The organism is Streptomyces parvus (assembly GCF_032121415.1).
In the GTDB taxonomy this organism is placed as follows: Bacteria; Actinomycetota; Actinomycetes; order Streptomycetales; family Streptomycetaceae; genus Streptomyces; species Streptomyces globisporus_A.
Window position 1 is genome coordinate 2632720 of the sequence record NZ_CP135079.1, and the last position, 20793, is coordinate 2653512.

The following is a 20793-nucleotide window of genomic DNA, read 5'->3' on the forward strand; positions in this document are numbered from 1 at the left end:
CCGCTCGTACGCGCACCCGCGCCGCTCACGCGAAGGCCCGCGCCGCCGCTTCCCCCACATACCGCACGGCCTCGTCCAGCTCCTGGGGCGGGGCCGTTTCCAGTGCCACGGCCAGATCCCGCCCGGCGACCGCGACCTGGTCGCCCACGGCGAACATCCCGGCGTCCGGCAGCTCCCGCGGCTCGGCGTCCGGGTTCTCCAGCCGCTGGGCGCGTACGGCGAGCTCCCGGGCGGCGGCCAGCGCCTCGGCCGCCGCACCGCGCTGGAGGCGGCTCTGCGGGGCCGAACGCAGCCGGTCGGCGAAACGGTCCACGGCCAGGATCAGGGGCGTCGTATCAAGCACCCGGCCGACCCTACGCGCCCCTCCCCCGCCCCCGCCAACGGCCCGATCCGCGCACCCGCCACGCGGCGTCCCGCACACGCGGAACGGCCCGCAGGCGCGGTGCCTGCGGGCCGTTCCGGTGCTACGGGGTACTGCGGGTCCCACGAGTCCGCTCAGTCGTCGCCACTGAGGATCGCGACCAGGCGCAGCATCTCGATGTAGATCCACACCAGGGTCACGGTGAGGCCGAAGGCGGCCAGCCACTCCTCCTCGCGGGGAGCGCCGTACGCGATGCCGTCCTCGACCTGCTTGAAGTTCAGGGCGAGGATGGCCGCGCCGATGACGATGGCCACGATGCCGAAGACGACACCGAGGGCGCCGCTGCGGAAGCCGAGGCCGTCACCGCCGCCGAAGACGGCGAACAGAAGGTTGACCATCATCAGCAGCATGAAGCCGATGGCGGCCGCCATCACGAAGCCGTAGAAGCGGCGCGTGACCCGGATCAGGCCGGTGCGGTAGGCGATCAGCACACCGGCGAAGACCGCCATGGTGCCGAGCACCGCCTGCATCGCGGCGCCGGGGGCCACGTACATGCTGACGATGTTGCTGACGATGCCGAGGAAGACACCCTCGAACGCCGCGTAGGTCAGGATCAGCGCGGGCGAGGGCCGGCGCTTGAACGAGTTGACCAGCGACAGCACGAAGCCGATGAGCGCGGCGCCGATGGCCACGCCGTAGGCGCTGCCCAGGTTCGCCTGGTCGACCGGCATGATCCACCACGCGGCCGCCGCGGCCACGATCACGGTGCCGAGCGTCATCGCCGTGCGCGTCACCACGCCGTCGATGGTCATCGCGTCGGTGCGGGCGGGCGCCTGCGGGGCGCCGTGCATGTCCGTCTGCGCGTAGGGGTTGGTGGCGTACGGGTTGGCGGCGGTGCCCTGTGCGTACGGGTTGCCCGTCGCGGGGGCCCCGGCCTGCGGCGCCGCGTTGAAGCCCGCGTGGCCGTTGTCGCGGCTGAACCCCCGTCGCGAGAAGACCGGGTTGCTGCTCCTCATCTCACTCCTCCATGGCCACACTGCGTGGCCTTGCCACAAGAGTAATGGGTAGGCAAAGGAATCACCCTAGTGCCCGGGGAGGATCTTTCCGGCATCCGTGACGGAGCGCCCGCCGGGGGCCGGGCCGGGTTCCGGGGCCGACAGGCGGTCACGGTACGGCCCGTGCCGGTCACGCAGCGTGCGGCGCGTGGTGCCCGGAGCCGGACTCGAACCGGCACGCCCCCGAGGGGCAGCGAGGTTTAAGCTCGCCGTGTCTACGTTCCACCATCCGGGCGTGCCGCGCGGCTCCGCGTCTGGCTACCGACCCTATCCGGGACCGTCCCTCGATCAGCGGAACAGTGGCGCGATGTTGTCTTATTTTATTGACCGCTTGAGGGTCCGTCAGCATATCGGGCCGGGCTGACCACACGCCCGCGGCCGATCCCGGGCGGTGTGCGCGCCGCCTCGGAATGACGGAAAGTCGCCGCACTCGTACGGCCCAACGCGCCAGGTCCGCGCCATGCCCCGCCAGGGCGTCCGCCACCCTCGCCCGCCGTCTCGCTCAGGACCCGCGGCCGGCGCCGCTCCGGGCCGGCCCCGCCCGCCGCCGCGGCCGCCCTCCGCCCGCACCCGGCTCCGCTCACGCTGGGTGACCGTGAGGCGGGGGCACTACTCCGCTCAGGGTCGACGTCATACCCGAGGAGGACGGATCCACGCCCGTGATGCGACTCAAGGGGGCCACGGGAACGGGCATCGGGGGTGACGACCGGACGCGATCGGGCCGTAAGGATGGAGTAAGTCCCCGAGGCATGGCGTCAGGGCCCCGTCTCACCACGGCCCAGGCCCATCCGCAGAACCGAACCAGGAGCGTCCCAGTGACCACCACCCCCACCGTCCACCGCGCCACCGCGGTGGCTGCCCGCGCCACGGAGCTGTCGAAGGTCTACGGCGAGGGCGAGACACAGGTCGTCGCCCTGGACCGGGTGACCGTGGACTTTCCGCAGGGCGAGTTCACCGCGATCATGGGCCCGTCGGGCTCCGGCAAGTCGACGCTGATGCACTGCGTCGCCGGGCTCGACAGCTTCAGCAGCGGCTCGGTGCGGATCGGTGAGACCGAGCTGTCCACGCTCAAGGACAAGCAGCTCACCCAGTTGCGCCGGGACAAGATCGGCTTCATCTTCCAGGCGTTCAACCTGCTTCCGACGCTGACCGCGCTGGAGAACATCACCCTGCCGATGGACATCGCCGGCCGTAAGCCGGACGCCGCGTGGCTCCAGAAGGTGATCGACATGGTCGGTCTCTCGGAGCGGCTGAAGCACCGCCCGACCGAGCTCTCCGGCGGTCAGCAGCAGCGCGTCGCCGTGGCCCGCGCCCTGGCCGCCAAGCCCGAGATCATCTTCGGTGACGAGCCGACCGGAAACCTGGACTCCCGCTCCGGCGCCGAGGTGCTGGGCTTCCTGCGCAACTCGGTGCGCGAGCTGGGTCAGACCGTGGTGATGGTGACGCACGACCCGGTGGCCGCCTCCTACGCGGACCGGGTCATCTTCCTCGCGGACGGCGCGGTCGTCGACCAGATGATGCACCCGACCGCCGACGGCGTCCTCGACCGGATGAAGGCGTTCGACGCGAAGGGCCGCACCAGCTGACGCCCGCGGCCGGTCACCGCGACCGGCCGCCGCACGGCTGACGCGTACGGCCGCCGTACCCGGCCCCCGTACCCGCGCACCCCCGCCCTCCCCTTCCGGAACCCATCCCAGGACACAGACATGTTCCGTACCGCCCTGCGCAATGTGCTCGCGCACAAGGCCAGGCTGCTGATGACCGTGCTCGCCGTCATGCTCGGCGTAGCGTTCGTCTCCGGCACGCTGGTCTTCACCGACACCCTCGGCAACGCCTTCCGCAACCAGTCCGCCAAGAGCTACGACAACGTCGCCGTCTCCATCGAGACGTACACCGGCGACGACGAGAAGAACCCCGGCATCGACGACGCCACCCTGGAGAAGATCCGGAGCGTGGACGGCGTGGCCTCCGCCACCGGGCGCGTCAACGGCTTCGCCGGGGTCGCCGACCCGGACGGCAAGCTGATCGGCAACGGCTGGTCCAACACCGGTGCGAACTTCGCGCCCGGCAAGGACGGCAAGGACACCCAGTACACCTTCGTCGAGGGCTCGGGCCCGGCGAAGAACGGCTCGGTCGCGCTCGACAAGGACACCGCGAGCAAGGGCAAGTACAAGGTCGGCGACCCGGTGCGGGTCGCGACCAACGGACCGGTGAAGGAGTACACCCTCTCGGGGATCTTCACCACCGAGGACGGCGCGGTCAACGCGGGTGGCAGCCTCGTGCTGTTCGACACCCCGACCGCCCAGAAGCTCTACCTGAAGCCCGGTGTCTACCAGAACGCCACGGTCAGCGCGGCGGGCGGTGTCTCCGACCAGAAGCTGCTGGACGCGATCGAGCCGCTGCTGCCGAAGGACGCCACCGCGCAGACCGGCAAGGCGCTGGCCGACCAGCAGGCCAAGGACATCGAGAGCGGGATGGCCGGCCTCAACGGCATGCTGCTGGCCTTCGCGGGCATCGCGCTGTTCGTCGGTGTCTTCCTCATCGCCAACACCTTCACGATGCTGATCGCGCAACGGACCCGCGAGCTGGCCCTGATGCGCGCCATCGGCGCCACCCGCCGCCAGGTGAAGCGCTCGGTGCTGCTGGAGGCAGGCGTCGTCGGCACCCTCGCCTCCGTCATCGGCTTCCTCCTCGGCCTCGGCCTCGCCACGGGTCTGCGCTCCGCGATGGGCCTGCTGGGCGGCAAGATCCCGGCCGGTCCGCTGATCGTCTCGCCCACCGCCGTCGCCTCCGCCTTCGCGGTCGGCATCCTGATCACCGTGCTGGCCGCCTGGCTGCCCGCCCGCCGGGCCGCGAAGATCGCCCCCGTCGCCGCGATGAGCAGCGTCCACGCCACCGCCTCCGTCAAGTCCCTCGTCGTACGGAACTCGATCGGCGGCGTGATCACCCTGCTCGGCTCCGCCGCCATCGTCGGCGGAGCCGCGACCGGCGGCACCTCCGGCCGGCAGCTGGTCGCCGCGGGCGCGTTCTTCTCCCTGATCGGCGTCATCATCCTCATCCCGCTGCTCTCCCGCCCGGTGATCGCGCTGGTCCGGCCGCTGCTGAAGAAGGTGTTCGGCGTCTCCGGGAAGCTGGCCTCGCAGAACGCGGTCCGCAACCCGCGGCGCACCGGAGCCACCGCCTCCGCGCTGGCCATCGGGCTGACTCTGGTCACCGGCATCTCGGTGCTCGGCGTCACGCTCGGCCAGGCCATCGACAAGATGACCACGGACAACATCAAGGCCGACTACCTGGTCTCGATGGCGAGCGGCGACTCGCTCGACGAGTCCGCGCTCACGGCCCTGTCCAAGGCCGACGGCGTCTCCGCGCTCTCCCCGCAGCAGGCGGCGTGGTTCGAGGTCGACGGCGACTACTTCTCGGCATCCGGCGTCACCCCGGGCGATGTGGAGAAGGTCTTCTCCCTGACGACCGAGTCCGGTTCGCTGGCCTCGCTCAAGGACGGCCAGGTCGCGGTCGGCTCCAAGACCGCGAAGAAGCACGGCTGGAAGACCGGCGACACCCTTCCCGTGAAGTTCGACGACGAGAAGAAGGGCGAGCTGAAGGTCGGCGCGACCTACAAGGAGAACGAGTTCCTCTCCCCCTTCGTGATCCCGAAGGAGCTGGCCGACCAGCACAGCGCCTCCACGCGTCCGGAGATCCGCGAGATCTGGATCAAGGCGGACGGCGGCGCGAGCAAGGCCAACGAGCAGTCCATCGTGGACGCGCTCGGTGACAACCCGGCGATGAGCGTCATGGACCGTCAGGACATCCGTGACATGTTCGGCGGCTTCATCAACACCGCACTGAACATCATGTACGGGCTGCTCGCCATGGCCCTGCTGATCGCGGTCCTCGGCGTCGTCAACACCCTCGCGATGTCGGTGTTCGAGCGGCAGCAGGAGATCGGCATGCTCCGCGCGATCGGTCTCGACCGGGGTCGCGTCAAGCGGATGATCCGTCTGGAGGCCGTCGTCATCTCGGTCTTCGGCGCGGTGATCGGGGTCGGCCTCGGTGTCTTCCTCGGCTGGGCGATCGGCCGGACCCTGTCCGCCGACATCCCCGGCTACGCCCTGGTCATCCCGTGGGGCCGGCTCGGCATCTTCCTGCTCCTGGCCGGCCTGGTGGGCGTCCTCGCCTCGCTGTGGCCCGCCCGCAGCGCCGCGAAGCTCAACATGCTGACGGCGATCAAGACGGAGTAGCCACGGGTCCCGGGGCCGGGACACAGGGGACGACGAGGGGCCGGTGCACCGCTGGGGAGCGGGGCACCGGCCCCTCGCCCGTGCCCGTACGCGTACGGGTCAGACGTCCGCGTCCGTGTCCTCGGCGGTCTCCGTCCACGCACGGGCGCGCAGCGGCAGCCGGGAGCCGCCGCCGTCCAGCGGGCGCACCGCGAGGATCTGGTTGACGCCGATCTTGTTGTGCTCGAAGGAGAGCGCCGAGGCCGCCATGTACAGCCGCCAGACCCGGGCCCGGCCCGGGGAGGTGGCGCGTACCGCCTGCTCCCAGTGCCGCTCCAGATTGGCCACCCACTGGCGCAGGGTCAGCGCGTAGTGCTCGCGCAGCGCCTCGACGTCCCGGGCCTCGAAGCCGGCCTCCTCCAGGGTGGCCAGGGTGCGGCCGACCGGGGCGAGTTCGCCGTCGGGGAAGACGTACGCGTCGATGAACGCGTCGATGTGGTAGGCGTCCTCGTCCTTCTCGGGGCGGCGGGCGATCTGGTGGTTCAGGAGGCGGCCGCCGGGCTTGAGGAGGGCGTAGAGGTCCTCGGCGTACTCCCGGTAGCGGACCGAGCCGACGTGCTCGGCCATGCCGATGGAGGAGATCGCGTCGTACGGGCCGTCGCGGACGTCCCGGTAGTCCTGGACGCGGATCTCGATCCGGTCGGTCAGGCCCTCCTCGGCGATGCGCTTGCGGGCGTGGGCGGCCTGTTCCCGGGAGAGGGTGATGCCGGTGACCCGGGCCCCGTGGTGGCGGGCGGCGTGGATGGCCATCGAACCCCAGCCGCAGCCGACGTCCAGGAGCCGGTCGCCCTCCTTCAGGCGGAGCTTGCGGCAGACCAGGTCGAGCTTGTCGCGCTGGGCGTCCTCCAGAGTGCCGCCGTCCTGCCAGTAGGCGCAGGAGTAGACCATGGAGGGGCCGAGCACCAGGGCGTAGAAGTCGTTGCCGACGTCGTAGTGGTGGCTGACGGCCTCCTTGTCCCGGCGTCTGGTGTGCAGCGGGCCGGTGCGGCGGCGCACCTCCTCGGCGGGCGGGGCGGGCGGCGGCCAGGGCCCGCCGAGGCCGAGGAGGCCGCGGGCGAAGGCGCGGACCTTGGGGTCGCGGACCGGGTGGACGGCGTCCTTGGCGTCGGCGCCGCGGTCCCAGAGCAGCCCGGCGATCCGGTCGAGCACCTCGTAAAGGTCGCCCTCGACATCGATCTCCCCGGCCACCCAGGCGCGGGCCAGGCCCAGCTCGCCGGGCTTCCACAGGAGGCGGCGCAGCGCGCGCCGGTGGCGGATCACGAGGGCCGGGGCGTCGGGCGGCCCCGACTCGCTGCCGTCCCAGGCCCGGATACGGACCGGCAGGGGTTCCGAGAGCAACTCCTCGGCGAGAGCGGTCAGCCGCGACGCGGCGTCTGCCATGGCGCACACCTCCGTGGTGTTTCCCCGACAAGCACAACAAGCACAAGCAACAGACATGCTCGTAGCCCCGCCACGACACCCCGGGCGCCGTCGCGAGGTACACCTGCGTCAACTCTTCCCGCAGACTCCGTCATCCCGCTACCGGGCAACGAAAGGGCAAAGCGCGTGTACGTCCCACCCACATCGGCGGGGCGGGGCCACCGCCGCCCACCGCGCCCCGGTCCGGGCCCGCGCCCGGGTACACCAAAGGGGCCGTCCGCACCACGGATGGCGGACGGCCCCTTCGGGCGTCGTACGGAGCGCTCCTCGCGGAGCGGGTCACCGGAGGGTCAGGAGGCCTTGGCCTTCTCGCCCTCGGACTTGGCGGCGGTCGGAGCCGGGGCCGGCTTGGCGGCCTCGTAGAACTCCTCGCGCGGCGTCTCCATGGCGCCGAGCGAGACGACCTCGCGCTTGAGGAACATCGCCAGCGTCCAGTCGGCGAAGATCCGGATCTTGCGGTTCCAGGTCGGCATGGCCATGCCGTGGTAGCCGCGGTGCATGTACCAGGCGAGACGGCCCTTGAGCTTGATCTTCACCTTGCCCATGACGATCATCGCGACGCCCTTGTGCAGGCCGAGACCGGCGACCGCACCCTTGTTGGCGTGGCTGTACTCCTTCTGCGGGAAGCCCCGCATGCCGGAGATCACGTTGTCGCCGAGGACCTTCGCCTGACGCAGCGCGTGCTGGGCGTTGGGCGGGCACCAGGCGTTCGGGTTGCCGGCGCGGCGGCCGACCATGTCCGGCACCTGGGCGTTGTCGCCCGCGGCCCAGATGTAGTCGGTGCCCTGCACCTGGAGCTTCTCCGAGGTGTCCACGTGGCCGCGGGGGCCGAGCGGCAGACCGAAGCGGGCAAGCGCCGGGTTCGGCTTCACACCGGCGGTCCACACGATGGTGCTGGAGTCGACCTCCAGGCCGTTCTTCAGGACCACGTGGCCGTCGACGCAGGAGTCCATCGAGGTGGAGAGGTAGATCTCCACACCGCGGCTCTCCAGGTGCTCCTTGCCGTAGGCGCCCAGCTTCGGACCGACCTCGGGAAGGATCTTGTCGGCGGCGTCGACGAGGATGAAGCGCATGTCCTCGCGCTTCACGTTGGTGTAGTACTTCGCCGCGTCGCGGGCCATGTCCTCGACCTCGCCGATGGTCTCCGCGCCGGCGAAGCCGCCGCCCACGAAGACGAACGTCAGCGCCTTGCGGCGGACGTCCTCGTCGGTCGTGGAGTCGGCCTTGTCCAGCTGCTCCAGGACGTGGTTGCGCAGGCCGATGGACTCCTCGATGCCCTTCATGCCGATGCCCTGCTCGGCGAGGCCGGGGATCGGGAAGGTGCGGGAGACCGCGCCCATCGCGATGACCAGGTAGTCGAAGGGCAGCTCGTAGGCCTCGCCGACGAGCGGCGCGACCGTGGCGACCTTGCGGTCCTGGTCGATGGTCGTGACACGACCGGTGAGAACCTCAGCCTTGGGCAGCACGCGTCGCAGCGGGACGACGACATGCCGAGGCGAGATGCTGCCGGCAGCAGCTTCGGGGAGGAAGGGCTGGTACGTCATGTACGACCGCGGGTCGACGACCGTGACGGTCGCCTCTCCGTATCGCATCTTCTTCAGAATGCGACGAGCTGCGTACAGGCCTACGTACCCACCGCCTACAACGAGGATCCTGGGACGCTCCGTGGTGCTCATGCCATCGAGTATCCACCCCGCCCCAGGGGGGTGCTCGTGAGCCCCTTCACAAGGATTGACCGACCCTCTGCTACACTTCGCCGCCCACGTGACCCAGGTCATGGGCACGAAAGGGAACCACGACACCGCGGGAAACGTTGTTCACCGCTTGTGAGCTGGCCCTTGACCCTTCGGGCGGGGTGAACCACCCCCCGCTTTCACCGGGGCGCAACACCCCGGGAACGCCCCCGCGACGCTCTTCCGGGGCCCCGGAAGTGCCCCGCAGGGGGGTACGGGGCGCGAACTGCGCCCGACAGAGCCCAATTCCTTGTGAAGAAGTTCACGAACTTTCTCGCCGCGTGTCCCGGAAGGGGTCCCCCGAGCGGCCCACCGGAGCCGGTGGGCGGCTCAAAGGTGCAGGTGACGAAGCGATTGAGCGGCGCGGGCGGTCAGCCCGCCGCGCTCCAGGCGATCCCGTCGAGGATGTCGTGTTCACTCACGACGACCTCGCGGGCCCCGGTCCGCTCCATCACCGCGAGCAGGACGAGCGCCCCGGCGCCGATCACGTCGACCCGGCCCGGGTGCATCACGGGGATCGCGGCGCGCTCCTCGTGCGTCGAGCGCAGCAGGTGCTCGGTGATCGCCCGGACCTGGCCCCGGGAGACCCGGGAGTGGTGGATGGCCCCGGAGTCGTACTCCGCCAGCTCCAGCGCGATCCCGGCGACCGTGGTGACGGTGCCCGCGAGACCGACGAGCGTGCCCGCGCCGGTGAGCGGGACCGTCCGCTCGGCGACGTCGAGCGCGGCGTCGATGTCCGCGCGGATCGCGGCGGCCCGCTCGTGGCTCGGCGGGTCCACGACGGCCCCGTCCACGACGAGGTGACGTTCCGTCATCCGCACGCAACCGATGTCGACGGACCGGGCCGCCTCCACCTCGTCCGAGCCGAGGACGAACTCGGTGGAGCCGCCGCCGATGTCCACGACCAGATACGGCTTCGTCACATGATCGCTGCCGACCAGCTCCTTGGTGGCGCCGTCGAAGGAGAGCTGGGCCTCCTGGTCGCCGGTGATCACCTCGGGCTCGACGCCCAGGATGTCCCGCACCCCGGCCACGAAGTCGGCGCTGTTCTCGGCGTCGCGGGAGGCCGAGGTGGCGACGAAGCGGATCCGCTCCGCGCCCAGTTCCTCGATCGCGGCGGCGTACTCGCGGCAGGCCGCGAACGTCCGCTCCAGCGCCTCGGGGGCGAGCCGGCCGGTCCTGTCGACGCCCTGGCCGAGGCGGACGATCGTCATCCGCCGGTCCAGCTCGGTGAAGGAGCCGGTGGCGGGGTCCACATCGGCGACGAGCAGCCGGATGGAGTTGGTGCCGCAGTCGACGGCGGCGACGCGGGTCATGCGTCCTGCCCCTCGGAACCCGCGGAGCTCTCGGCGCACGGCGCGACGCAGGGGCCCTTGGCCCACCACTCGGGCAGCATCGCGATGGCCTCGTCGCCCAGCGGGTTCACCCCGGGGCCCGCGGCCAGCGAGTGGCCGACCAGGACGTGCAGGCACTTCACCCGGTCCGGCATGCCGCCCGCGCTGGGGAAGCCCTCAAGCACCTCGATGGCGTCGCGGCGGATGATGTAGTCCTCGTGCGCCTCCCGGTAGGCCTTCGCCAGCTCCGGGTCGGTCTCCAGACGGGCCGTCATCTCCTTCATGACCCCGTTGGCCTCCAGCGTGCCGATCGCCGAGGCCGCCCGGGGGCAGGTCAGGTAGTACGTCGTCGGGAACGGCGTGCCGTCCTCCAGACGGGGCTGGGTCTCCACCACGTCCGGGTTGCCGCACGGGCAGCGGTGCGCGATGGCGCGCAGACCGCGCGGCGGGCGGCCGAGCTGCTGCTCGAACGCGGCGATGTCCGCGTCGGTGGGCTTGGTGGACTCGGTCTGCGGAGGGGGCGTTTCCATGCCTGCCTTGGTTCTGCTCGAAGCTCGTGAAGGGGGGTCGCGGGTCGGTCAGCCGCGGTCGTCTCGGTCGGCGCTGTCCACGCCGTCCCAGAGGTTGGAGTGCCAGGGACGGTCGCTCGCCCCGGGCTCCGACCGACGGTCCTTGGCCGCGTCGGGGTCGGCCACGGTGTAGCCGGTCTCCCCGGGAAGGACGTAATGGAGGTGCTGGCGGGCCAGGCGCATGATGTAGGCGTCGTCCTGGAGCCGCGCCTTCTCGTCCCGCAGCTCCTCGGTGCGCCGCTGCGCCTCCTGCGAGAGCCGCTCCTGCTCGGCGATCTCGTCGCGCTGGGAGACGTACTGCCGCATCGGGTAGGCGAGCGCCACCACCAGGGAGCAGACGACCAGCGCCAGGAACGCCGCCCGGCCGGTGAGCCGGGAGCGGCGGGCCTGGCGGCGGTTCTGCGATCGGTACACCCGGGCCGCGGTCTGCTCGCCGAGCAGCCGCAGCCTGGTCGCGGTGGAGAACCGGTCGCGGTCCTTCCCGGCCATGTCTCCCCGCCTCCCCGTTACGCACGTCCGTCCCCGCACACGGTACGGGACCGGGTGCGGGGACGGGCGGAGGCCACCGACTTGACGCTGCGGGTCAGCCCTTGAAACGCGGGAAGGCGGAGCGGCCCGCGTACACCGCGGCGTCGTCGAGGATCTCCTCGATGCGCAGCAGCTGGTTGTACTTGGCGACGCGGTCCGAGCGGGCCGGGGCGCCGGTCTTGATCTGGCCGCAGTTCACGGCGACGGCGAGGTCGGCGATGGTGACGTCCTCGGTCTCGCCGGAGCGGTGCGACATCATGCACTTGAAGCCGTTGCGCTGGGCCAGCTCGACGGCGTCCAGGGTCTCGGTCAGCGAACCGATCTGGTTGACCTTGACGAGCAGGGCGTTGGCGGAGCCCTCCTCGATGCCGCGGGCCAGGCGCTCGGGGTTGGTGACGAAGAGGTCGTCGCCGACGATCTGCACCTTGGCGCCGATGCGGTCGGTGATGACCTTCCAGCCGGCCCAGTCGTCCTCGTACAGCGGGTCCTCGATGGAGACCAGCGGGTACGCGGAGACGAGCTCCTCGTAGTACTCGGTCATCTCGGCGGCCGAGCGGGACTTGCCCTCGAACTCGTAGACGCCGTCCTTGTAGAACTCGGACGCGGCGACGTCGAGCGCGAGCGCGATGTCGCGGCCCGGGACGTAACCGGCCTCCTTGATGGCCTCGACGATGAGGTCCAGGGCGGCGCGGTTGGACTCCAGGTTCGGGGCGAAGCCGCCCTCGTCGCCGAGTCCGGTGGACAGGCCCTTGGTCTTGAGGACCTTCTTCAGCGTGTGGTAGATCTCCGCGCCCCAGCGCAGGGCCTCGGAGAAGGACTCCGCGCCGATCGGGGCGATCATGAACTCCTGGATGTCCACATTGGAGTCGGCGTGCGAGCCGCCGTTCAGGATGTTCATCATCGGAACGGGCAGCAGGTGCGCGTTCGGGCCGCCGAGGTAGCGGAAGAGCGGCAGGTCGGACGCCTCGGAAGCGGCGTGCGCGACGGCCAGCGAGACGCCGAGGATGGCGTTCGCGCCGAGCGAGGCCTTGTTCTCGGTGGCGTCCAGGTCGAACATCGCCTGGTCGATGAGGCGCTGCTCGGTGGCGTCGTACCCGACGAGCTCCGGGCCGATCTGCTCGATGACGGCGAGGACGGCCTTCTCGACGCCCTTGCCCTGGTAGCGGTTGGGGTCACCGTCGCGAAGCTCGATGGCCTCGAACGCACCGGTGGAGGCGCCGGACGGAACGGCAGCACGGCCCGTGCTGCCGTCGTCGAGGCCAACCTCGACCTCGACCGTGGGGTTGCCCCGGGAGTCGAGGATTTCCCTGGCTACGACGACGTCGATGGACGGCACGAGGCATCTCCTTCTGGGATCTGACACTGGTTGTGCAGGGTCACTGTGGCCTTGCGACCCGAGCCTATCCGCCCCGGCCGCGTCAGTCGGCCGACCGCCCGCCTCCTGGGACGAAAAAGGACCCAAGGGCCTGCATATCGGGGCAGAACTCTAGAAATCTACTGAGTGGTAACAACAAGAGGTGAACGCATACGGGTCCCCGGACACCCGCCGCCCACGAAGAACCCGGCCCGGCGCGCTGGGGGGAAGAGCGCGCCGGGCCGGGAAGCCGTGCGAGGGAGAGTGCCGCCGGACGCTCTCCCTCCGGGGAGGAGAGACGGCGATTACTTCAGGTGGAGCTGCTGACCCGGGAAGATCAGGTTCGCGTCCTCGACGATGTCGTCGTTGAGCTTGAAGAGCTTGCTCCAGCCGCCCTTGACGTCTTCCTTCTGAGCGATCTTGCTCAGGGTGTCGCCGACCTCGACCTTGTACTCGCCGTCGCCCTTCTTGACCTTGTCGCCGGTCGGGGTGGTGACGGTCTTCTTGCTCTCGGCCTTGGGGGCCTCGCGCTGCTCGCTGCGCGTGGTGGGCTGCTCCGCCCGGCGCTCGGGCTGCGCCTGCTCGGGCTTGCTCTCGGACTGGCCGGAGCCGCCGGGGTTCACGCCCGGGTCCACACCGTCGTTGGTGAGGCCGCCGGCGCCGGCGCAGGCCCAGGCACCCGGGCCCTGCATGTCGAGAAGCTTCTCGGCGGTGGCGATCTGCTGGTCCTTGGAGGCCAGGTCGGCGCGCGCGGCGTACTGCGTACCACCGGCGGCGGCCCAGCTCGACTGCGAGAACTGCAGCCCGCCGTAGTAGCCGTTGCCGGTGTTGATGGACCAGTTACCGCCGGACTCGCACTGGGCGACGGCGTCCCAGGTCTCGACGGAGGCGGCGGAAGCGTTGGTCGCGCCCATCAGCGGGACGGCGACGGCGGCACCGGCGACACCCGCGAGGGTGGCGATACGGACGGCCTTGGACGGGCGGCGGTGCTTGCCCTTGCTGTTCAGCAGCATGGAACGAATCTCCTCACCGACGCCTACGAGGTGAGCTGTCGGGTTCGGGCTGATGAGTTGCCCGGCCGTGCGTCCTTGCGCACGGCTTCACCCCTAGCCGGTCCCGTACGTCCCCTCGGAGGGGGCCGTGCGGACCCGGCGGCCTACCTGGGTCCCCCGCTCCTGCCTACGGCGCTTACGCGTCTGTTCCCTTCGACCGACGGCAGGATTCGGCGTGACGGTCGACGGGGCCCGCGGTGCGAGCGGCTTCGACCGTAAACACAGGCAACCCCGACATTCAAAGATGGACATAGGGGGCAATCAACCCGAACTCGCGGTGGTCGGTGGGTCGTTTCCGCAGGTCGGGGGTGATGTGTACGGATGAGCCGGAAGAGATGCGTGAGTTGAAGCAAAGAGACCCATGTCTCACTTACGCAAAGTGGACATAGGCCTCTTAACTGCCTCTACTTTCGGGGCTTTTTCCCGAATTGGATCAGTTGGCGGCAGGCTCCTCGACGGGCCCCTCGGCACCTTTCGGCGCGGCCTGACCGGCCGCCTGATCCAGGCCCAGATCCAGGTTCTGGCCGGGCAGGATCAGGTCCGGGTCGGAGCCCAGGAGGTCCTTGTTGGTCTCGTACAGACCGGACCAGCCGCCGGGCAGCTCCTGGGCATCCGCGATCGCCCAGAGGTTGTCGCCGGGCTGCACCGTGTACGCGCCGGCGGTCGCCGCGCCGCCGCCCCGGGCGTCGCCGTCGCCCCGTGAGGCGTGCCGGCCGGATCCGCGCGGGCCGTCCCCCTGACCCGCTCCGGCCTCCTCGGGCGCGGGGGTGCCGCGGTGTTTGCCGCCCTGGCTCTTCGAGGCGTCGGGGGCGGTGGAGGGGCCGGTGGCGTCGGGGGTGCCGGAGGACGGCGGGGTGGAGGGCGTCACCGAGGAGTCGGGAGCCCCGCCGCCCCTCTCCGCGTCACCGCTGCCGCCCTTGTCCGTCGGGTCGCCCTTCTCACCCTTGCTCTCATCACCCTTGCCGGACTCATCGACTTCACCGGACTCGCCGGATTCACCCGCTTCGTCCGGTACGTCCGCCTCGTCGGTCGGGGTGGACGTCGGGTCGGGGGCCGGCGAGGTGCCCGGGTCGACGCCCGGCAGACTGCCGTCCACCGCGAGGCCCGAGATCACCGCGCAGCTCGGCCACGCCTTGGGGCCCTGGTCGTCCAGGACCTTTTCGGCGACGGAGATCTGCTGCGACCGGCTGGCGAGGTCGGCGCGGGGCGCGAACTCCGTGCCGCCGTACGCCGACCAGGTCTCCTGCGAGAACTGGAGGCCGCCGTAGTAGCCGTTGCCGAGGTCGGCGCTCCACATTCCGCCGCTCTCGCACTCCGCGACCCGGTCCCAGGTGCCGGCGTCGGCGGCGGTCGCGCCGCTCGCACCGAGCAGCGGGATGGCGATGGCCGATCCCGTCACCCCTGCGGCGACGACGAGGGCGGGTGCCTGGCGAGGGCGGCGGTGTCTGCCGTTCGCGGAGCCCATGGGTATGCCTTCCGTGCGACTGACGAGCGAGTGACCTGAGCGCCGCGCAGCAGGATTCCCTGCCTGCGTCGGCACACAAGTGACGCGTGAGCAACGTGCGACCGACGCGTCGAACCGTGAACCTAGCGGGACTCGAACGTGTGTCACAAGTCGATGCAGCGCAGATCACGTGAAAGTCACAGAGTTGACAGCGTGTCACTTTTTTCGGAACGGATTCCCGGTTCGAAGGCCACCGGAAGGGTGCGCAGTCCGCGCATGATGAGCCCGCCGCGCCAGCGCAGATCGGCAGGTTCTTCCGCAAGTCGCAGGTCGGGAAGGCGTCTCAGGAGCGTGGCCAGCGCGGTCTGCCCTTCGAGGCGGGCCAACGGCGCCCCCAGGCAGTAGTGGATGCCGTGGCCGTAGCCGAGGTGCTGATTGTCACGCCGTGCAAGGTCGAGCGTGTCCGGATCCGTGAACCGTTCGGGGTCCCGGTCGGCCGCCGCGAGCACCACCAGCACGGGGTCCCCGGCGGCGATCTCCTCGCCGCCCAGGGTCAGCGGCTCGGTGGCGTACCGCCAGGTCGCCATCTCGACCGGCCCGTCGAACCGGAGCAGTTCCTCGATCCCCGTCGTCAGCAGGGCGCTCCGCCCCGGGTCCGGGGACGCCGCGAGGGAGGCCTCCAGCCGGGCGCGCTGCTCGGGGTGGCGCAGCAGGGCGTAGGTCCCGTTGCCGATCAGATTGACCGTGGTCTCGAACCCGGCGAACAAGAGGATGAACGCCATCGCGGCCGCCTCGTTCTCCGTGAGGTGCTCGCCGTGGTCGCTGGCCCGGATGAGCCCCGAGATCAGGTCGTCCCCGGGATTCTCCCTTTTGCGGTGGATGAGTTCGGCGAGATAGCCGCGCATCTTCTTCACCGACCGGGCGACCCCGCCGCGCGGCCCGCCCCCGTGCCGGATCATCATGCCAGCCCAGTCCCGGAAGTCGTCCTGGTCCTCGCGGGGGACGCCGAGCAGGTCGCAGATGGCGTAGATGGGGAGCGGGAAGGCGAAGTCATGGATCAGGTCGGCCTTGCCCTCCTCGATGAACCCGTCGATGAGCCGGTCCGTCAGCTCCTGCACGCGGGGCGCGAACTCCGCGACCCGGCGCGGGGTGAACGCCTTGGACACGAGCCGGCGCAGCCGGGTGTGGTCCGGTGGATCGATATTGAGCAGATGCGTCATCAGCTCCGCCTTGCGCTCCCCCGGGATCCCCGTCTTCCCCTTGGCGTGCGGCGACTCGGCGTGGTTGGCCGGGTTCTTGGAGAGCCGCGCGTCGGCGAGCGCCTGCTTGGCATCTCCGTACCGCGTCACGAGCCAGGCCTCGACCCCGCTGGGCAGCGCGGTGCGGTGGACGGGGCGGTGCTCGCGGAGCCAGGCGTAGGCGGGGTAGGGGTCGGAGGCGAACTCCCAGGTGAAGAGTGCGGGGGCGGTGGTGCCGCGGGGGCAGCCGGGGGTGTCGTTCACTCGCCCTCCACCGCCAGGATCGCGTCGCGGTACGCCCGGGCCGCCGCGCGCAGGGCGGCTTCCGGGTCGGTGCCGTTCGCCTCGGCGGCCACGGCCAGGGCGAGGAGTTCGTAGCCGATGGAGTCGCCGGTGGGCAGGGGGACGTCGAGGCCGGCTGTGCGGGCGCGGCTGCCGAGTTTCGCGGCGAGGGCCAGGCCGGGCTGGCCGAGGGGGACGCCTTCGGTGACCGAGGTGCGCTGCTTCTCGATCGCCTTGGTGCGCAGCCAGTGCGCGTGGACGTCCTCGGGGGTCTCTGCGGTCTCGTCGCCGAAGACGTGCGGGTGGCGGTGGATCAGCTTCTCGACGAGGCCGCCCGCCACGTCGTCGACGGCGAAGGGTTCCTCGGGGTCCTCCTCGGCGATGCGGGCGTGGAAGACGACCTGGAGCAGGACGTCGCCCAGCTCCTCGCGGAGTTCGTCCCGGTCGCCGTCCTCGATCGCCTCGACCAGTTCGTATGCCTCCTCGATGGCGTACTTGGCGAGGCCCCGGTGCGTCTTCTGCGAGGTCCAGGGGCAGGCGCGGCGGATCCGGTCCATGACCTGGACCAGGTCGAGGAGGCGGGCGCCGGGCAGGTCGTAGGAGCCGGGGAGCAGTTCCAGGTCCGGCATGGCCACCCGGCCCGAGCCACCGAGGCGGGCCAGGCCGTCGGTGAGGGGGCCGTTGCCCTCGCCGCCGGTCAGGACGACCACCGTCCGGCCGCCCGCGCAGTCCGCGACCAGTTCGTCCGCGGAGGGCGTGGCGTGTTCGACGCGTACGCCCGCCTCGCGGAGGTAGGGCAGCTGCGGCTGGTCCGGGTCCGCGGTGAGGACGCGGTCGGCGGCGTGCAGGGTCTGCCAGGCCGGCCAGGACAGCAGGCCGGGCGCGACCCGGTGGCTGGCGGTGAGCAGGACGATGCGGCCGGGGTCGGCGGGGGGCTCGACGGAGGTGTCGGGGGCTTCGGCGTTCACCCTGCGAACCTACCTCCGCAAGCGAACCCGCTTCCGGCCGCGGCCGGGCCGGGTCAGGTCTCCGTCGGCTGCTCGGGGGTGAACTCGGTGCGCTGGGTGATCCAGGGCGCGCTGTAGTCGCCGAGCTGCATCTTCTGGTCGTCCCAGGTGCCGAAGCGCGGGTTGACGTCGATGTCGAGGGCCTTGGACGCCTTCGTGAGCGCCTCGCCGACGACCTGTTGGCCGGCGGGCGTGCCCAGGTCCGCGCCGAGCGCCCGGGCCAGCTTCGGGAGCTGGACCTCCTGGCGCATGTCGGCGTCGATCTGGTCCGGGGCCACCCAGCGCTGCTGGAGCATCATCGCCTCGAACTGGTCCTCGCCGCCCTGCTGGGCGAGGCTGGCCTGCCGCATCTCCTGGATCTCCTTGCGGGAGACCGTGACTCCCGCGTCCTCGGCGGCGCGGTCGAGGATCCGGCCGAAGATCAGCCCGTGCAGCTTGGCGCGGTTGAGCTGGCCCGACTTGTTCACCAGCTGGGCCGCCTGCGGGGAGCTCTCCTGGGCGGTGCGGACCTCGGCGGCCCGCTCCTGGACCGCCGACACCTCGATCCGCTCGCCGCCCACGACGGCCGCGGCACCGGGGTGGGCCTGGTTGCCGCAGGCCGACAGGAGCGGCGCGGCGACGAGCGTTGCGGCGAGGACGGAGAGCGCGGTGCGACGGCGGCGGTGCAAAGGAGCCTCCCGGGGAGAGTTTGTGCATCGGTGCACAAAGCCTTGCGGTGATCGATGTTAGGCAGTGGATGTGGCCTGTGCCACTGATTCGACCAACGATTCGGGAGGAGTTGGGGATGTGGTGCCTGACCGGGTCGGTCCGGGGGCGCTGTCAGCCGCCGCGGACGTCCCGCTGGTGGCTGAGCAGGCGGCGCAGGTCCAGGGGCAGCGGGTGGTGCGGCCCGTAGGTGCGCTCGGCGTCGTACAGCAGCGCCTGGAGCTGGGCCCGGCCCGCGGTGTGGTCGCCGACCGCCAGGAGCAGTTGTCCGATGCGGTGCCGGATGTCGAGGGCGCGGCCGGGGTCGGAGGTGATCGGCCCGTAGGCGTTCTCGTAGTACGGGAGGACCGCGCGGTACTCGACGAGGGCGGCCCCGGCCTCGCCGAGCTGTTCCAGGCACTGGGCCGCGTCGTAACGGAACTGGAGGGCCTGGCTGTCGGCCGGGCCCGCCTCGGCGGTGCGGTCCTCGGCGAGGCGGCGCAGCTCGGGCAGGGCGCGGCGGTACTGCCCGTCGTCCATGAGCGTCGCGGCGTACTGCTTGCGCAGGATGCGGACGACCGGTGAGTGCTCACCGTGCTCGGCCGCGGCGGCCGGGAGCGTGGCGCCGAGGACGTCCACGGCCTGGGTGATCCGGCCCTCGCCGAGGAGCTTCTTCACCTCGTCCACGGCCCGCGCGACGTCCAGCCGGCCGGGCGGCGGGGTGGTGGGGCGGGCCGGGGCGGCCTGGGCCGGGGACGGGAAGGCTGCCGGGGGCTGGGTGGGGGACGGCGGGCCGCCGAGGGTGGGCCGCGTCGCGGCCAGGACGGGCGGCGGCGCGGCGAAGGTGGCGGGCGCGGGAACGGGGGCCGGGGTGGCGGCCCGGTCCGGCCAGGGGGCGTGCGGCCGCAGGAACGGGCGGGTCGGGTCGAGCGGCCCGGCGGGGGCCCCGTGCTTCGGCAGCAGCGGGGCCAGTTCCTCGTACACCTCCTGGGCGGAGGCGGGCCTCTCCTGCGGGTCCTTGGCGAGCAGCCGCAGGACGAGGGCCTCCAGCGCGACGGGCACCTCGGCGCGCTTCTGCCGGACCGGGACCGGGGCCTCGTAGAGATGGCGGTGCAGGACGCCCAGCGCGGTGGACCCGGCGAACGGCACGTCGCCGCTGAGGAGTTCGTGCAGGAGCACCCCGAGGGCGTACAGGTCGGTGTACGGACCGACCGCGCCGCCCATCGCCTGCTCGGGGGCCATGTAGGCCGGGGACCCGATGGGCGAACCGGTGTGCGTGAGGCGGGTGGTGTCGGTGTCGAGGACGGAGGCGACGCCGAGGTCGAGGACGGTGACGGTGCCGTCGGGGCGGACCATCACGTTCCGGGGCTTGAGGTCGCGGTGGACGATCGGCACCGCGTGCACCGCGCAGAGGACCGCGCAGAGCTGGGCGGCGACCGCGACGGCCCACGGCCAGGGGTACGGGTCCTGTTCGGCCAGGTGGTCGGCGAGGTCGGCGCCCTCGACGTGCTGCATGACGAGGTAGAGGTCGTCGCCCTCGCTGCCGGCGTCGTGGACGGTGACCAGGCCCGGGTGGTCGACCTGGGCGGTGACCCGGCACTCGCGGACGAACCGGCGGCGCAGTTCGTCGGCCGCGTCGCTGCCGGTGGGCCCGGCGACCCGGTCGGGGCGCAGCAGTTTCACGGCGACGCGGCGGTCGAGGCGCCGGTCGTACGCCGTCCACACCTGCCCCATACCGCCCTGGCCGAGGATGGCCGCCAGCTCGTAGCGGTCGGCGATGGTCCGCCCGCTCACCGGCCCTCGCCGTCCCTGTTCTCCTTGCGGAGGTAGTCGCTCAGCTCGTCCAGCTCGGCGCGGACCTGGTCGAGGCGCCGGGGCGCGGGCGTGGGGGTGGCCGGGGTGGTGGGAGCGGTGTACGGGTTGGGCTGCTGGTGCTGTGGGGCCTGGTGCAGCTGGAGCGGGACGAGGTGCTGCTGCTGGTACGGGAGCGGGGGCGCCGGGTGGTCGGGCGTGCCGTACGGGGCCGGGGCGCCGAGGGTGCTGTAGTGCCGTATCTCCGCGTACAGGTAGTAGGTGATCACGCCGGCCAGCAGGCCGGCGATCCAGACCATCATGAGCAGCGCCGCCGCGTCCGACATCGCGTCGGGGTCGTCCGGGGTGGCCATGATGAAGGCGAACAGCCCGATGTTGAGGGCGATCACGACCACCAGCAGGACCCAGTCGCGCGGCTTGCGGGTGACGATCGCGAGCCGCAGCATCGGCGCCCAGCCCAACAGACCGCAGCTCAGCACGGTCAGCGCCACGAGGATCACGCGCACCGTCGTGAGCGTCGCCGGGGACGGCCGCGATGTCGTCGGCTGCTGCGGCATGGGGCCGTAGCCGTGCATGTGCTGCTCCAGGGAGGCGTATGTCGGACGTGTGGGGTGAGCGTATACACCTCCGCCGACCGGCTGACC

General features: G+C 71.4%; 17 protein-coding genes, 1 tRNA gene and 1 riboswitch. Of the genes, 2 read left to right on the forward strand and 16 right to left on the reverse strand.

Features of this window, described 5'->3' with window-relative positions:
• Positions 1–25: 25 nt before the first annotated feature.
• The 3 genes from RNL97_RS12685 to RNL97_RS12695 all read right to left on the reverse strand — a co-directional run bounded on the left by RNL97_RS12685 (position 26) and on the right by RNL97_RS12695 (position 1651).
• Positions 26–343, reverse strand: a complete 318-nt coding sequence (locus RNL97_RS12685; RefSeq protein WP_030589192.1) for a hypothetical protein — start codon at positions 341–343, stop codon at positions 26–28.
• A gap of 152 nt (positions 344–495) precedes the next feature.
• Positions 496–1377 carry a Bax inhibitor-1/YccA family protein gene (locus RNL97_RS12690; RefSeq protein ID WP_030589189.1) on the reverse strand — a complete coding sequence of 294 codons (882 nt, stop codon included), beginning with the start codon at positions 1375–1377 and terminating at the stop codon, positions 496–498.
• Between the two features lie 188 nt (positions 1378–1565).
• Positions 1566–1651, reverse strand: a tRNA-Leu gene (locus tag RNL97_RS12695).
• A gap of 580 nt (positions 1652–2231) precedes the next feature.
• On the opposite strand from RNL97_RS12695, the gene RNL97_RS12700 reads away from it, so the two are divergent.
• Positions 2232–3002, forward strand: a complete 771-nt coding sequence (locus tag RNL97_RS12700) for an ABC transporter ATP-binding protein (protein ID WP_243314180.1) — start codon at positions 2232–2234, stop codon at positions 3000–3002.
• A 120-nt stretch (positions 3003–3122) separates the two neighbouring features.
• Positions 3123–5654, forward strand: a complete 2532-nt coding sequence (locus tag RNL97_RS12705) for an ABC transporter permease (RefSeq protein ID WP_030589184.1) — start codon at positions 3123–3125, stop codon at positions 5652–5654.
• Between the two features lie 99 nt (positions 5655–5753).
• Here the strand turns inward: RNL97_RS12705 and RNL97_RS12710 are convergent, their stop codons facing one another.
• From RNL97_RS12710 to RNL97_RS12770, 13 genes are all read right to left on the reverse strand, one after another.
• A complete protein-coding gene (locus RNL97_RS12710) occupies positions 5754–7073 on the reverse strand; it encodes an SAM-dependent methyltransferase (RefSeq protein ID WP_030589183.1) in 1320 nt (439 codons plus the stop codon).
• A 329-nt stretch (positions 7074–7402) separates the two neighbouring features.
• Complete coding sequence (locus RNL97_RS12715; RefSeq protein ID WP_030589182.1) at positions 7403–8788, reverse strand: NAD(P)/FAD-dependent oxidoreductase; 1386 nt, start codon at positions 8786–8788, stop codon at positions 7403–7405.
• A 428-nt stretch (positions 8789–9216) separates the two neighbouring features.
• Positions 9217–10161, reverse strand: coding sequence for a Ppx/GppA phosphatase family protein (locus RNL97_RS12720; RefSeq protein WP_030589181.1), 945 nt, complete (start codon positions 10159–10161; stop codon positions 9217–9219).
• Positions 10158–10709: a DUF501 domain-containing protein gene (locus RNL97_RS12725; RefSeq protein ID WP_030589180.1), complete on the reverse strand. Its 552-nt coding sequence runs from the start codon at positions 10707–10709 to the stop codon at positions 10158–10160. Before RNL97_RS12725 ends, RNL97_RS12720 begins: the two co-directional genes overlap by 4 nt.
• 48 nt (positions 10710–10757) lie before the next feature.
• Positions 10758–11237: an FtsB family cell division protein gene (locus RNL97_RS12730; protein ID WP_010071007.1), complete on the reverse strand. Its 480-nt coding sequence runs from the start codon at positions 11235–11237 to the stop codon at positions 10758–10760.
• A 94-nt stretch (positions 11238–11331) separates the two neighbouring features.
• On the reverse strand, positions 11332–12612 hold the full coding sequence (gene eno, locus RNL97_RS12735; protein ID WP_003968663.1) for a phosphopyruvate hydratase: 1281 nt from the start codon (positions 12610–12612) through the stop codon (positions 11332–11334).
• Between the two features lie 323 nt (positions 12613–12935).
• Positions 12936–13643, reverse strand: coding sequence for a LysM peptidoglycan-binding domain-containing protein (locus RNL97_RS12740; RefSeq protein WP_243314182.1), 708 nt, complete (start codon positions 13641–13643; stop codon positions 12936–12938).
• Between the two features lie 5 nt (positions 13644–13648).
• Positions 13649–13827: riboswitch (cyclic di-AMP (ydaO/yuaA leader) on the reverse strand.
• A 288-nt stretch (positions 13828–14115) separates the two neighbouring features.
• Complete coding sequence (locus RNL97_RS12745) at positions 14116–15147, reverse strand: transglycosylase family protein (protein WP_030589178.1); 1032 nt, start codon at positions 15145–15147, stop codon at positions 14116–14118.
• A 176-nt stretch (positions 15148–15323) separates the two neighbouring features.
• Positions 15324–16628, reverse strand: a complete 1305-nt coding sequence (locus RNL97_RS12750; protein ID WP_243314183.1) for a cytochrome P450 family protein — start codon at positions 16626–16628, stop codon at positions 15324–15326.
• Positions 16625–17614 (reverse strand): nucleoside triphosphate pyrophosphohydrolase, encoded by a 990-nt coding sequence (locus RNL97_RS12755; RefSeq protein WP_030589175.1) that lies wholly within the window; start codon positions 17612–17614, stop codon positions 16625–16627. Before RNL97_RS12755 ends, RNL97_RS12750 begins: the two co-directional genes overlap by 4 nt.
• Before the next feature lie 53 nt (positions 17615–17667).
• A complete protein-coding gene (locus tag RNL97_RS12760; protein WP_030589173.1) occupies positions 17668–18321 on the reverse strand; it encodes a SurA N-terminal domain-containing protein in 654 nt (217 codons plus the stop codon).
• A 151-nt stretch (positions 18322–18472) separates the two neighbouring features.
• Positions 18473–20131 carry a serine/threonine-protein kinase gene (locus RNL97_RS12765; RefSeq protein ID WP_030589171.1) on the reverse strand — a complete coding sequence of 553 codons (1659 nt, stop codon included), beginning with the start codon at positions 20129–20131 and terminating at the stop codon, positions 18473–18475.
• Entirely contained in the window at positions 20128–20724 is a 597-nt protein-coding gene (locus RNL97_RS12770; RefSeq protein ID WP_313750706.1) for a hypothetical protein, read from the reverse strand. Before RNL97_RS12770 ends, RNL97_RS12765 begins: the two co-directional genes overlap by 4 nt.
• Positions 20725–20793: the final 69 nt, after the last annotated feature.